The sequence below is a fragment of the Oceanobacillus aidingensis genome (genome assembly GCF_042654105.1).
GTDB classification, from domain to species: Bacteria; Bacillota; Bacilli; order Bacillales; family Amphibacillaceae; genus Oceanobacillus; species Oceanobacillus oncorhynchi.
Window position 1 is genome coordinate 66786 of record NZ_JBHSFT010000001.1, and the last position, 14788, is coordinate 81573.

Consider the following 14788-nt stretch of genomic DNA (forward strand, 5'->3'; position numbering starts at 1 on the left):
TATCACCTCTAAACCATTAATTTATAAGGATTTTCAAGCAAGTCCTTTAAATCGGTTAAAAACTGTGCAGCCGGTGCACCATCAATAATCCGGTGATCAAAAGACAAACTTAAACTCATCATAGAGCGAATAGAAATATCATCCTCCAGTACTACTGGCTTTTTCTGTATTCTTCCAACACCTAAAATTGCTGCATTTGGACTGTTTATAATCGGTGTAAATCCATCGACTGCATACATCCCCAAATTACTAACCGTAAATGTACTTCCTGCAAAATCATCGTGAAGAAGTTTTCCATCACGAGCTTTTTTTCCAAGTATTTTTGTTTCTCTTGTTATAGCAGCCAAGCCCTTCTGGTCCACATCCTTGATAACTGGTACAACCAAGCCATCCTCTACTGCTACAGCCATCGCTAAATTAATTTTCGAGTGATAAATAATTTCATTCCCCTCGAGCTGAATATTGATTCCTGGGTTCTTTTTTAAACCGACTGCAGTTGCCTTCATTAAGATATCATTAAAAGAAATACGAATCCCGGCTTCCTCTTCAATCACTGGCAGTAATTGCTTACGAAGCCTCACCACACTTGTCATATCAATTTCAGAGTTTAATGTCACATGAGGAGATATAGACGCGCTTTCAGAAATACGATCAGCTATCACTTTCCGCATTCCTTTAAATGGTACACGCTTATTTTCTTCGTTACGTTGACCTTCCTGACTCTGACTCGATTGAGGTAGAAATAAATCCTTCTTTTGAATTTTTCCACGGTCACCTGTGCCTTGAATCGTCTCTAAGTTGATATTTTGATCTTCAGCAATTTTCTTCGCTAAAGGAGTTACCTTTTTGCTATGTTCATTGATATAATTCTGTACATCTTCTTTTTGAATTCTTCCCAATGGCCCGGAACCTTGCACTTCACTCAGATTGATCTGAGTATCTTCTGCAAGCTTTCGCGCAGCAGGAGTTCTTCTCACCTTGCTTTCTTCTGCCTGATTGGGAGAGGTCTCTTTTTCTATAACGCTATCTATTTTCTTTTCTTTTTTTTCTATTTCTTTTAACTCTGTTTCTCTAGAAGAGGAATCACTTCCTTCTAAGTCATCGATATTCTCTCCTTCTTCTCCAATAATTGCTATGGGTGTCTGTACAGGAACTATTGAATCTGCTTCATACAAGGTTTTCAGAAGCGTTCCTTCTGTCTCTGCTTCGATTTCCATGGTGATTTTATCGGTTTGTACCTCAACAAGCGGATCGCCTTCTTCGACTGCTTCTCCAACTTGAACTAGCCAGGAAACAATAGTTCCTTCCTCCATCTGTGCTCCTAATTTTGGCATTAACACGTTTTCAGCCATTTCAACACCTCCTTATCTATTCATTAACTTCTTACACTCACGGATAATATCATTCACTTGTGGAACAGCTGCTTTTTCCAATGTAGGATTGTATGGTATTGGAGTTGGTTTCCCTCCTAAACGACTAACTGGTGCATCCAGAAAATCAAACGCATCACTTTCACCTATCATACTGGCAATCTCTGCCCCATATCCGCCTCTTTCCACTGCTTCATAGACAACTAACGCTCTACTGGTTTTCTTTACAGATTGAATAATCGTCTCTTTATCTAAGGGTACTAGCGTTCTTGGGTCAATTACTTCAATATGGATGTTATCGCTTTCTAATTCAGCAGCTGCTTCCAGAACTCTTTTTACCATCGCTCCAGTTGCTACAACGGTAATGTCTGTCCCTTCCTTTTTGATATCCGCTTCACCTAAGGGAATAGTATATTGTTCTTCCGGTACTTCTCCTTTTTCTCCATAAAGCAGCTTATGCTCATAAAACAAGACTGGATTATCATCCTCTATCGCAGCTTTCATCAAGCCTTTCGCATCACGAGCATTAGATGGTTGAACTACTTTCAGCCCTGGAATATGCGCTGTCCAAGCTTCCAAACTTTGCGAATGCTGTGCCGCAAATCCTGCACCAGAACCTCCTGGTAATCGGATGACCACTGGTACATTCGCCTTACCGCCAGACATATAGCGGATTTTCGCTGCTTGATTCACAATATTATCCATTGCAATCATAATAAAATCGGAGAATTGGATTTCTAAAATCGGGCGCATCCCTGTAATAGCTGCACCTACTGCAGCACCGCTTATGGCCGCTTCAGAAATGGGTGTATTTTTTATTCTGTCATCGCCAAATTCATCCGTCATTCCATTCGTAAGCCCGAAAGCTCCACCGTAAATTCCAATATCTTCCCCCAACATAAACACATCATTATTTTCCCGCATTACTTGACTCATCGATTCCTTAATAGCTTCTGCATAAGTAATTTCTCTCATTGAAAATGATCCTCCCTCTACAAATAGATATCCTTCATAAGCGTGTCTTCATTTGGTTCATCACTGCTTTCAGCAAATTCTACTGCTTGATCAATCTTCTTTTCTACCTGCTCAGCGTATTCTGTAAACAACTCTTCTGTAATAACATCGCTTTGAATTAAATTCTCTTTAAAGAGGGCAATAGGATCCTTCTGTTTTCTCCATAATTTTTCTTCTTCCCTCGTTCTATATTTTCTTGCATCACTCTTTGAATGTCCTTTCCATCTATATGTTTGGGCTTCAATTAATGTTGGTCCTTCTCCATTCTTTGCTCTTTCCACAGCCTTTCGTGTTGTCTCAGCAACTTCCAATACATCATTCCCATTAATGGTGCATCCAGGGATACCATACGACTTTGCACGTTCTGCAATATTCTCTATATTGACCATTTCCTTTATCGAGCCTGACATTCCATAAAGGTTATTCTCACAGAAAAAGATGACAGGCAGCTTCCATACTGAAGCCAAATTGACTGCTTCATGAAATGCCCCTTCGTTGGTAGCTCCATCTCCAAAAAAGCAAACGACGACATATCCCAAATCTTTCATTTTCGATGTCATTGCCGCTCCAACACCTAATGGCAATCCAGCTGCTACAATACCGTTGGCTCCAAGATTTCCAACATTAAAATCAGCGATATGCATTGATCCGCCCTTGCCTTTGCAATAGCCTGTTTCCTTTGCAAGTAATTCCGCCATCATTCCATTCACTTCTGTTCCTTTTGCAATACTATGTCCGTGACCTCTATGATTACTTGTAATCTTATCTTCTTTCGTTAGCGGAACACAGGCGCCTACCGCAGTCGCTTCCTGTCCAATACATAAGTGCATTGTTCCGTGAATTTTACCTTGCTGAAAGAGCTTTTCAACCCTTTCTTCGAAACTTCTAATCAACATCATGTCGTAAAGCATCTTTTTTAATTCTTCTTGAGAATATCCAAGTTCCTTTATATCTGCCATCCAGTTAACCTCCCACATTTTTTTGTAAACCTTTTCTTTTTATTCTTGCAAATATTATGCCAGTTACGAACTACTTAAAAAGAGGATATAACCCTATGTTATCCGCTTACATTGATGTATAATAGAATCAACGTTGCATATTAACATCATTTATAGTTTATTGATGCAAGGAGGCAATTTATGAAAATAGAGCATTTTGTTTCTAAAGTCGATCATATAGGCGTTCTACTATTAAATCAGCAAAAGAAAATACTTTTTCAAAATAAACTGGCAAAGCAATATACATATTACCTGGGAACGATCCTTGATTCTGTTATATCGGAAGATAATTCTTTTTGTATATTAGACTATCCGGCGGAGATATCCACCTTCAACTATAATCAATATATTGTTGTTTGCGTCAATCCTCGGGATGATTTTGTACGGTTATCAAAAGAGAAAGAAACATTACAAGAACTGCGTCAGGAATTAAATGAGGTAATTAATTCTTCTTTTGACGGAATTGTCATATCTGATGAAAGAGGTACGATTATTCATCAAAACCCCTCCTATGAAAAAATAACTGGCCTAAGCAGTGAAGAACTGATTGGACGAAGCTTGAAAGAGCTGGAGGATGAAAAAGTGATTGATGAATCAAGCAGTTTAAAAGCATTACGGGATAATAAAGAAATAACAATTATCCAGAAAATTAATACAGGGGCTTCTGTGCTTATTTCAGCTGTACCTATCCGTAATAAAAATGGTAACATTAAAAAAGTTGTAAATAATGTCCGTGATCTTTCCGAATTAAACATGCTAGAAACAGAAATAAAGAACCTAAAAAAGAAAAATCAAGCGATTCACGAAGAATTGGAACTATTAAAACACCAAAAGTCCCCAGAAGATTCGATTATTGCACATTCAGAGGGAATGCAAGAGGTGTTGAACCGCGCTTTACGAGTTGCACATATTGACTCTAGCGTCATTGTACAAGGACCATCTGGTGTAGGAAAAGAAAAGATAGTGGAATTGATTCATAAGAATAGTATCAGAAGTGAAAAGCCTTTGATTAAAGTAAACTGTGGCGCTATTCCTGAAGCTCTTCTTGAATCAGAATTATTTGGTTACATATCTGGTGCATTTACGGGTGCAAGTCAAAAAGGAAAAGCCGGGTTGTTTGAAGCGGCTAATAAAGGTACTATATTACTTGATGAAATTGGAGAAATGAATAAAGATTTACAGGTAAAATTACTGCGGGTTATCCAAGAAAGAGAAATTACCAGAGTAGGAGATACTCGCCCCATCCCTATTGATGTTAGAATTATAGCTGCTACACATCGTAATTTAGCTGAGATGGTTGAGATAGGAACATTTCGAAATGATTTATACTATCGTCTGAATGTCATCCCTATCCACATACCACCTTTAAAAAATAGAAAAAAAGATATAATCCCTTTAGTCTATCACTTTTTAAAAGACATAAAAGCAAAATACGCCATTGAGCGTAAGTTTTCAGAAGATGTTCTACAAAGTTTCCGTAATTATGACTGGCCTGGAAATGTGCGCGAATTACAAAATCTCGTAGAACGAGTAGCAGTAATGTCCACCGAACCGGAAGTGGAAATGAAGGATGTACAGAAAGAGTTACAGATAAATATAAATCCGACTAAACCGACTATCTCATTAGAAGAAGTAAAGTCATTAAAAGAACAGATAGAAAACCATGAAGCAGCTATTATTGAGGATATGGTTGGAAAATATCCAAGTATTCGGAAAGCAGCAACTGCTTTAAGTGTTGATCAGTCAACGCTTGTACGTAAAATGAAAAAATATGGGATTGAGAAACATTAAGTGATTGGAAAGATTGAAAAATGGCCCCCGCAAAGAGGGGCCATTTTATTGAGAAGGTTGAAATAATTCGAGCGTAATACCATCCGGGTCAAGAAAATAACATGTATAACCTCCTTTATTTCTTCCATGCTCTATTTCTACAGGAGATGATTTGAATATTACATTATTTTCAATCAAACTTTCATAAGTTTGATGTATATCATCTACTACTAATGCTAAATGAGCACTTCCAATATTACATGTCTGAACATCTATTTTCTCCCCTTTTGGTGAATAATATTGATTAAGCTCCAATAAATGCCCCGAAATTCCAACATTATTGTCTCCTTTTATTTTCAGCATAACTGCTTCTAAGTCCGCATCAGGATAACCTACAAACTCACGTGTATAAGTATTAGACTGTCTTTGTCTATGCACTACTTCAAAATTTAGAAAATCTGTATAAAATTTAATCGACCTTTCTATATCGCTCACTGTAAAAGCTGTATGCCAATGACTAATAATCATAATATCATCCTTTTAAAATTATTTACTAATCAGATAATAACTCAGGTAAGAAAGTACTGATTTCTGGAACAAATGTGACTATAAGCAGAACAGACAGGATAGCAATAAATATTATCCCAACATATTTGAAAGTGCTCTCAAAACGTATATTAGCTACTTTTGATGCTATAAATAAATTTATACCCAGCGGAGGTGTAATTAGTCCAAGTGAGAGGTTCATACACACAACAATCCCAAAATGAACAGGATCCACTCCTAAAGGCAAAACGATTGGTAATAATAATGGAACAAAAAGAATAACTGCTGCCACGGTTTCAATAAACATTCCTACTAAAAGGAGAAATACATTAATCAACAATAAAATAATTATCTCATTTGTCGTTATATTAGAAATAGCAGTTGCAATTTGCTGTGGAATCTGTTCCATGGAAAGTACCTGTCCAAAAAATGAAGCAGCGCTAACAAAAATCATAATTGTTCCTGAAGTTAGAGATGCTTTTTTAAACACTTCACCTAATTGAGATATTGTAAGTTCTTTATAAATAATTACGCTGACTAAAAAACTATAAACTACTGCAATAACTGCGGCTTCTGTTGGGGTCACAATGCCACCATAGATCCCCCCAAGAATAATTACCGGTGCTAAAAGACCATACTTTGCTTCATTTAATGCAGACCAAAAGCTTTTCTTGCTTTCAACTTCATTATTCTGAACTTCGAATTTTTCCTTCTTAGATACAAAATAGTTAACTAAAAGCAGGCTCATAGCCATCAAAAGCCCAGGGATAATTCCAGCAATAAACATATCTCCAATCGACACGCTAGCCATCACACCATATAAAATAAATATAATACTTGGTGGAATAATTGGACCCAAAGAGCCCGAACTAGCAGCTAGAGCAGCTGCATAAGGTTTACTGTAACCTTTACTGATCATATATGGAATCATTATTCCACCTACACTTGCTACTGTCGCAGCACCAGATCCTGATATAGCAGCAAAAATAAGGCTAGTAAGAATTGTTACCAAGCCTAAGCCACCCGTTAGACTCTTTACCATACTTTGTATGAAATCAACTAAACGTTTAGCAATCCCGCCTGTACTCATGATTTCACCAGCTAGTATAAAAAAAGGAATTGCTAACAGCGAAAATGAGTCACTAGCTCCAAATGTCGATTGTATGAAAAATGATAAAGGAACTGAGCCTTCAATAAATACAATAACAAACCCGATTAAGGCTAATGCAAATGCGATTGGAATATTTAATAACAATGCACCTATTAAAATTCCTACAATCATAATTAAAATACCAGTCATGCTGTTTCACCTCTTTCTTATGTAGCATTCTTTTCTTTCGATTGGAAACTTTTAATAATTTGAATGATGATCCTTATTGACATCAATCCATATCCTATAGGTATTCCAAAATAAATAATTCCTAGAGGTATTTTCAAAGCTATTGATGTTGAACCGAACATAGACATAGCATAATCAATGCCTAAGTAAGTAACCAAAATAGTTAGCCCCAACCAAATACAATTTCCAACGGTATTAGCAATACCCTTTACTTTTTCCGGCAGTAATTCATGGATTGTTTCAACTTTTATATGTGCTTTTTCTGCAGCAGCATAACTTGCACTAATAAATATAAACCAGACAAAAAGATATCTAGACAATTCTCCTGTCCAAGGTTGTGAAGCATTAAATATATATCTAGCTATTACTTCTATAAACATAGTAATAGTCATGATAGCAAATAGAAGCACACATACATAACCTTCTATCGGGGTTCTTTTATTCAAACTGCTCTCCTCCTTTATTCTAAGCATTTCGGTTGAAATCACTGAAAAAGGTAAAATTATACTATGTTTTCCTTTTAATTTTGGATTTAATACCATTATTTTTATATAATTTTTTAGCTGGACGTAACTAACAAACTCATTTGTTAGTTACGTCCAAATTCTCATTAAGATTGCTATTCTAAGAATTCCAGTGCTTCTTCATAGTTTTCTTCTCCTACTTCGCCAACATTCTCTTCTCTTACAGTTTCTGTAGCTTCCTTGAATAAATCTAATTGTTCAGGAGTTAATTCAACAACGTCAACACCTGCTTCAATCAATCCATCAACAGCTTCTTGTTCTGCTTCAACTGCCAGTTTTCTAGATTCTTCAATGTAGACATCAACAGCTTCATCAAATACCTGCTTGATATCATCAGAAAGACTATTATAAAAATCTTTATTAACCATTAGAACATGTGGGAGTAATATATGATTAGTTAAAGTGATATTTTTATTCACTTCATAAAATCTGTCCCCATAAATTAACGGAGTTGTTGTAGAAACACCATCTATCGTACCTTGCTGTAAACCGGTAAATACCTCACTATAGTCCATTGGAGTTGGATTAGCACCTAACTTAGAGAGAGTCTCTACATGTAAGGTTGCAGCAGAACTTCTAATCCTTAAACCATTTAAATCTTCTGGGGTTTCAATTGCTGTATTTCCATTCATAATGGAGTAAAACCCTAAATCTGTATAACCTAGAACTTCTACATTTTGGCTCTCTCCTACTTCCTCCGCTAACTTATCTCCATAAGGCCCATCGATAAATTCATAAAATTCTTCCCTATCTTGAAATAAAAAAGGCATGTCAAATAGGTTAAAACCTTTTACCCCTGTGGTACTAGCAGTTCCATATGCCGATGAAGTAGAAAGATCGATTGTATTGTTATTTAAAAGCTCTACAATTTGCTCGTCAGAACTAGCTACTGTTCCGCCATTATGAATTTCCACAGATACTTGTCCATCACTGTTTTCTTCAATATATTCTTTGAATTTCACATAGCCTTGGTTTAGGAAATTACTTTCTTCTACTTGGTTTGCCATTCTGATAACCACTTTATCGTCATCCCCGGATTCAGATCCACCCGTTGAATCATTACACGCAGCCAAAAACCCTAAAATAGTAATTAAAAAAAGAACTTTTACCCAAATGTTTCTTTTCAACATATTTCATTCCTCCTGATTATTAAATTAACTTTATATAGTTTTTATCTTTATTTAATTGTTCTTATCTATCATTAATTCTCCACCTATACTAAACAAATCTTCATTAATTTCGATTAGTTCAACCCTTACATTGTCCGGCGTAGTCTGGAGTGTTTCTATTACGGCTTTTGTTATATTACTAACAAGTAGCCGCTTTGTTTCTAGATCTCTTCCTTCAACTAACTTCAATTTAATGTATGGCATGTTACCACATCCTTTTCTAAGGATTTATCTTCCTATAAACCCACCGTCTACTGGTATAACAGCTCCATTAATATAATTTGATTTTTCTGAAGACAGGAATTGCACAATTCCTGATAACTCTTCAGGATTTCCAAACCTATTGGCAGGTATCCTGCTGACGAGTGAATTATATCTTGCTTCATCTTCCAAGATGAAACGGTTTAACTCTGTATGAAAGTATCCAGGTGCAATTGCATTGACATTTATCCCTTCTTTAGCCCACTCATTAGACAAAGATTTTGTCAATTGGGTAACTGCCCCTTTGCTGCTTGAGTATGCAGAGGCATTATATCCCCCTTGTAGAGCAAGTACAGAGGCAATGTTAATGATTCTTCCTCTTTTCTTTTTTCTCATCTCTTCAGCCGCCAATTGACTAAGCCGAAACACCGAAGTTACATTTATATCTAAAATGCTTTGAAAATCTTCAACAGCTAATGTCAAAGCTGGCTGCGGTTTATGAATACCAGCATTATTTACTAATATATCAAGCTCCTCATCTAACAAATTTAAAGCTTCGGAAAAGCTATCTACGAGTGTATCTCTATCTGATAAATCTACCTGCAACCCTTCCGCCTCATACCCTTTTGCTTTCAGCTCACTCACTGTATTTTTTAAATTAGAAGAAATATCCAAAATACAAACCTTTACCCCACATTCTAATAATCCTTTTGCCATGGCTTTTCCTAACCCTTGTACTGCTCCCGTCACTATAGCTTTTTTTCCTTTTAAATCTTCCATTGACACCCTCCTTGTAGACGCTTACATTTTAAAGATTTTCCATTAACTCAATAATATAACCATCTGGATCAAGCATATACAGTGCTTTTGCTCCTTTATTTGCACCAGAAGTAATATCTACTACACCTTTAGATTGGAATTGAACTCCCTTTTCTTTAAAATCTTTATATATGCTTTCTAAGTCATCTACTTTTAAGCAAATATGTCCTGTCCCATAATCACACGATCTCGCATTTCCAGGATATGTTTTGGGGCCACCATATTCTAAAATTTCAATTTCATTTCCACCAGGTATTTTCACAAAAGCTATTTCAACTTTTTCCAACCCTGGTATCTCAACAATTTTAAAAACATAATCTGCTGTAACTGTTTGCGTAGATAGTAATTCTAACCCTAACAAATCCACATAGAAATTTAGTGATTCACTTAAACTCCTAACTGTAATACCACTATGAATAAAGCCAGTAATTCTCCCCATCATTAATTCCCTCCCTTTAACATCATTATTTCTATTCATAGTTCTAATGCAAAAATCATGCCAAGTTCTTTTATCAAATAAGTACATGATTCACTTGTTTATATTAGCATCATTGATGTCCAAAAGCATCATTGATGTTTTTAAACATCACTAAAATAGAAATCTCAGTTTCTTAATCAAATCTTTATGTAGAAGTCTTTATTTTTCTTCTAGTGCGTGTCCAATTAAAAATTATATTAAAAAAACCAAAGAGACTGACCCAAAAGCCAGCCTCTTCCTCTATCATTCCTCTGTAATCGTCGCACCATCGGATTTGATAACATCCTTATACCAATAAAAACTATCCTTCTTATAACGATCCAATGATCCGCCTTCTTCATCCCGGTCTACGTATATAAAGCCGTAACGTTTTTGATAACCATTCAGCCAGCTTAACAAGTCTGTAAAGGACCATGTACAATAAGCCCAAACGTCACATCCTTCATCTACCGCCTTCATCAGCTCATACACATGGGCATTTAAATAAGCAATACGATAGTCATCATGAATCTGATTATCTTCTGTCTTATCATCAAATGCGCCCAATCCATTTTCTGAGATAATGATTGGCAGATTATAGCGGCTTGTGATTTCTTTACAAGCATACCGCAGTCCCATTGGGTCAATTGTCCAATCCCAATCTGTTGTCTCCAGATGCGGATTCGATGGATTCTTGAACAGGCCAGGAATTCCAGTGATTTCCCCTGTTCCTTTTTTGCCGGAAGTGTTCATTTCCCCATAAGGACCGACACCGTCTAATGGATTATATTCCGCTACACTGGTTTGATAATAATTGACTCCCATAAAATCAATCTGTTTTGCTGCGGCTTCTAAAAGAGCTGCATCTTCTGCAGTAACAGTTGGAGCTACTCCTTTTTTCTCTAAGTAGCGATACGTATTCTTTGGATAGCGTCCATAAGCATAGACATCCATCCACCAGAAGTTTTTCAAGTTATCAAAATCTATCTTAGACATGGCATGGATTGGATCAGCGTTTATCGCATAGCTTGGGCTATACGCAAAGCTTGCACCGATTTTGCCGTCAGGGATGATTTCTTTAAACTTCAAAACGGTTTTAGCATGTGCTAAAAAGGCGTGGTGGTTTACTACATAGTACATTTTTTCATTATCAAATTTACCTGGTGGATGCTGCGCAGTCATCCAGCCCAGCGTTGTGAAGATATTTTGTTCATTCATCGTGATCCAATATTTCACTTTATCTTTAAACGCATCAAATAGAACAACCGCATAGTTCACATAATCATCAATAACCTGCTCACTCTCCCAGCCGCCGTATTCTTCTACAAGCGCTTGAGGCAAGTCCCAATGGTATAGCGTAACCATTGGTTCTATTCCATGTTTTAGACATTCATCAATGATATTTTGGTAGAACTCTAGACCAGATTCGTTTACTTCCCCTCGGCCATTTGGAAAAATTCTTGTCCAGGCAATGGAGAATCGATATGTTTTCAATCCCATTTCCGCCATCAAAGCTATGTCTTCTTTATAGCGATGATAATGGTCTACTGCAACTTCCCCAGTCGTTTCTTTAAACGTTTTTCCAGGAATCTGCACAAATTCGTCCCAATTGGATGTTCCTTTCCCATCTTCCTTATGAGCTCCTTCAATTTGGTAAGCAGCAGATGCGCTTCCCCAGAGGAAATCTTTCGGCATTCTTAATTCTGTCATCTTCTTCCTCTCCTTTAAACAATCGTTAGGATACTTTCTAGTTTTTCTACTTTTTCTTTTTCCTGTCCGACAATATCCATAAACTCGTTGCTATTGGTAACGATAATAGGTGTAGTTACGTCGTATCCAGCAGCCTTGATTTTATCGATATCGAACGCTAGTAATGTTTCGCCTTTTTTAACCATTTCTCCTGCTTCTTTTTTAGGGGTGAAATATTTTCCTTCTAAGTTTACTGTATCTAATCCTACATGGATAAGCAACTCTACTCCCGACTCTGATTTCAAACCGATTGCATGCCCCGTTTCAAAAAATACATCTATCCTTCCATCAAAAGGAGCGACAATTTCTCCTTTATCAGGTACGACAGCTATCCCTTTTCCTAAAAGTTCATTTGAAAAAGTTTGATCGTTTACTTCTTTTAAAGAAATCACACAGCCTTCTGCTGGACTGCCAATTTTGATGCCTGTATTTAAAGCATATTTCGTATGTTGTTCTTTATTCTCGTCGTTTTCTTCCTCTTCTCCATCGTTACTCGGAATATCTTCAAAGCCAATGATGTACGTGGCTATAAAAGATATAACGATGGTAACCAACATTGTAATGATGACATAAAGCAGAGTTATCGCACGATCGTCTTCAATATATTGAGGTATCGTTACAATGGCAGGGGTTGCAACCCCGAAAGATTTCAATTGGAATAATCCTCCGACTAAACCGCCCGCTGCAGCACCAATACAGGCTCCTAGCATTGGTTTTTTCAAGCGCAGGGTAACCCCGTATAGTGCCGGTTCTGTAATACCGGCTAATAATGCTGAAAACGCGGAAGAGCCTGCAGTCTGTTTCAAGTCTTTGTTTTTAGATTTAATCGAAACTGCTAAGGAAGCAGCACCTTGAGCCATATTCGAGCATAACTCAGCGATACTGATAAACGCCTCGTAGCCAGTTTGTGCAATGGCACTTAATTTTACAGGAGTAAATGCATGGTGCATCCCGGTGATAACAATAAACGGGAAAACACCTGCAATCAATCCGACCGCAATAAATCCTAAATAATCATGAATCATAAAGACAACATCAGATAGCCCTTCACCTATGATAGCGCCAATTGGTCCCACGATTACCATCACAATAGGCACGGTAATTAAAAGAACCAGCATTGGTTTCAAGAAATTCTTCGTAATTGCCGGTGTAATTTTATCTACTAATGGTTCAATGTAAGATAATAGCCAAACGGATAGAATAATTGGAATAACAGAGTAAGCATAGGTAGCATCCGTTACCGGTATTAGGTTAAAAAATCGAACAGTTTCTCCCGCTTTGCTAGCGTCACCCATAAAGGATATAAAATCCGGATGCAGCAAAATTAGAGCGATACTTGCTGCGTAGTACTGATTTGTTCCAAATTTTTTCGCAGCAGACATCCCTATCAATACAGGCATAAAGTAGAATGCCCCATCACCAATTACCGTTAATAATTGATACGTTTGACTTGTTTCACTTAGCAAACCAATCATCGGCAGAACAATCAAAAGTACCTTGATCATCGCCGCACCAATCAATGCGGGGATAACAGGTGCCATACACCCTGCGATAACATCTAAAACTCTTGAAAATATGTTCTGTTTTTTCTTATTCTCAGGTGGCTGATCATCTGAAGATCCAAAATTCCCCAGATTGTTCAACTCTTTATAAACAGCGCCTACCTCATTACCGATAATAATTTGGTATTGTCCGTTCTTTTTCATGACGTCCAGGACGCCCTGTGTTTTCTTTACTTCTTCGTCATCCACGATAGACTCGTCATTTAATGTGAATCGCAATCTAGTCATACAATGTACGAGACTATGCACATTTTCTGGGCCGCCTACTTTTTTCAATATCTGTTCCGCAACTTTTTGAGCATCCATCGTTTTCCTGTACACCCCTTACTTCCTAATTTTTATACGATTTATTCGTAATTTTTTCAATGTGAATCATAAAATAAAGCTGTTCGTCAGTGTTTAAACGGTAGTTATAATTTGTTTGGATATGATGTGCAATTCTAACAACACACTCATAGCTTTTAATATACTTTGCTTTAAATATTTCAAATAAATCCTCGTTTTCGTCCTGATAGCTCTGTCCGCTAATGACACGTTGGGCAAAGAATTTCAAATGGGTAATGAAGCGGTAATAGTAAATCGAATCCTCATTAAAATCCATTCGGAAAAAGTATTTAATGATATCGATGATTTCTTTCATCAGCTTGGAAATATTCGTGATATCTGCCATATTATCTAATTGGGCATTGATCAAATGCTGTGCAATATAGGCAGCTTCATTTTCATCGAACTTCATCCCAAATTGCCGTTCGATATCATCCAAGGCGATTAAACCGGTTTCAAACTCATCTTTAAATAACCTTTTGATGTCCATTAACATGGGGTTCGTTACTTGAATATCCTTCTTTAGTCGTTCCACTGCACCATGAATATGTTCTGTTAAGGAAATATAAATAACATCGTCAACTGTTTTATCAAACTGTTTTTCTAATATATAAACAATCCGTTCCGTAATTTTCATATACTCCTCAGGAATCTCTGAAACAATCGCTTTCAATCGTTCATTAATCATGGAATCATTCGAAAATATTTTGTAACGCCCCGTCAGTTCAATTTGTTCCCCATTCTTTTTACCAAAAGCCAGTCCAACTCCCATGACAATGACTTCCTTGCCATGCTCGTCATGCGAGATGAATGCATTATTATTTAATATTTTTTCAATTTTCATACGTTCTCCCTCCGAACACGCAAAAAAAGCAGGCAAAACCACAAAAAATCCCCTCTACCCTTCGATAGACGCGATACGTTTTGAGGTTTTGCCTGCCTGACA

General features: G+C 36.9%; 14 protein-coding genes. 1 reads left to right on the top strand and 13 read right to left on the bottom strand.

Annotated elements, in window-relative coordinates; genetic code table 11:
• Window positions 1-8 precede the first annotated feature (8 nt).
• The 3 genes from ACFO3P_RS00295 to ACFO3P_RS00305 are packed head-to-tail and all read right to left on the bottom strand — an operon-like array spanning window position 9 to window position 3343.
• Window positions 9-1352: a dihydrolipoamide acetyltransferase family protein gene (locus tag ACFO3P_RS00295; protein ID WP_256705358.1), complete on the bottom strand. Its 1344-nt coding sequence runs from the start codon at window positions 1350-1352 to the stop codon at window positions 9-11.
• 12 nt (window positions 1353-1364) lie between these two features.
• Complete coding sequence (locus tag ACFO3P_RS00300; protein ID WP_256705359.1) at window positions 1365-2345, bottom strand: alpha-ketoacid dehydrogenase subunit beta; 981 nt, start codon at window positions 2343-2345, stop codon at window positions 1365-1367.
• 17 nt (window positions 2346-2362) lie between these two features.
• The gene (locus tag ACFO3P_RS00305; RefSeq protein ID WP_256705360.1) at window positions 2363-3343 is read right to left on the bottom strand and encodes a thiamine pyrophosphate-dependent dehydrogenase E1 component subunit alpha; all 981 of its coding nucleotides are present in this window, start codon (window positions 3341-3343) and stop codon (window positions 2363-2365) included.
• A gap of 180 nt (window positions 3344-3523) precedes the next feature.
• Between ACFO3P_RS00305 and ACFO3P_RS00310 the strand changes: the two genes are divergently transcribed.
• Complete coding sequence (locus tag ACFO3P_RS00310; protein WP_256705361.1) at window positions 3524-5173, top strand: sigma-54 interaction domain-containing protein; 1650 nt, start codon at window positions 3524-3526, stop codon at window positions 5171-5173.
• A 45-nt stretch (window positions 5174-5218) separates the two neighbouring features.
• On the opposite strand, the gene ACFO3P_RS00315 is transcribed toward ACFO3P_RS00310, so the two are convergent.
• From ACFO3P_RS00315 to licT, 10 genes are all read right to left on the bottom strand, one after another.
• Window positions 5219-5680, bottom strand: a complete 462-nt coding sequence (locus tag ACFO3P_RS00315) for a VOC family protein (protein ID WP_256705362.1) — start codon at window positions 5678-5680, stop codon at window positions 5219-5221.
• Between the two features lie 25 nt (window positions 5681-5705).
• Window positions 5706-6998, bottom strand: a complete 1293-nt coding sequence (locus ACFO3P_RS00320; protein ID WP_256705363.1) for a TRAP transporter large permease — start codon at window positions 6996-6998, stop codon at window positions 5706-5708.
• Window positions 6999-7015: 17 nt separating this feature from the next.
• Entirely contained in the window at window positions 7016-7483 is a 468-nt protein-coding gene (locus ACFO3P_RS00325; protein WP_256705364.1) for a TRAP transporter small permease, read from the bottom strand.
• A 173-nt stretch (window positions 7484-7656) separates the two neighbouring features.
• Window positions 7657-8691 carry a TRAP transporter substrate-binding protein gene (locus ACFO3P_RS00330; RefSeq protein ID WP_256705365.1) on the bottom strand — a complete coding sequence of 345 codons (1035 nt, stop codon included), beginning with the start codon at window positions 8689-8691 and terminating at the stop codon, window positions 7657-7659.
• A gap of 51 nt (window positions 8692-8742) precedes the next feature.
• A complete protein-coding gene (locus ACFO3P_RS00335) occupies window positions 8743-8934 on the bottom strand; it encodes a tautomerase family protein (protein ID WP_256705366.1) in 192 nt (63 codons plus the stop codon).
• A 24-nt stretch (window positions 8935-8958) separates the two neighbouring features.
• On the bottom strand, window positions 8959-9711 hold the full coding sequence (locus tag ACFO3P_RS00340) for an SDR family NAD(P)-dependent oxidoreductase (RefSeq protein WP_256705367.1): 753 nt from the start codon (window positions 9709-9711) through the stop codon (window positions 8959-8961).
• 28 nt (window positions 9712-9739) lie between these two features.
• Window positions 9740-10192, bottom strand: a complete 453-nt coding sequence (locus ACFO3P_RS00345; RefSeq protein WP_256705368.1) for a VOC family protein — start codon at window positions 10190-10192, stop codon at window positions 9740-9742.
• 279 nt (window positions 10193-10471) lie between these two features.
• Entirely contained in the window at window positions 10472-11917 is a 1446-nt protein-coding gene (locus ACFO3P_RS00350) for a glycoside hydrolase family 1 protein (RefSeq protein ID WP_256705369.1), read from the bottom strand.
• Window positions 11918-11931: 14 nt separating this feature from the next.
• Window positions 11932-13824 carry a beta-glucoside-specific PTS transporter subunit IIABC gene (locus ACFO3P_RS00355; protein ID WP_341173416.1) on the bottom strand — a complete coding sequence of 631 codons (1893 nt, stop codon included), beginning with the start codon at window positions 13822-13824 and terminating at the stop codon, window positions 11932-11934.
• Window positions 13825-13849: 25 nt separating this feature from the next.
• On the bottom strand, window positions 13850-14686 hold the full coding sequence (gene licT / locus ACFO3P_RS00360) for a BglG family transcription antiterminator LicT (protein WP_256705371.1): 837 nt from the start codon (window positions 14684-14686) through the stop codon (window positions 13850-13852).
• Window positions 14687-14788: the final 102 nt, after the last annotated feature.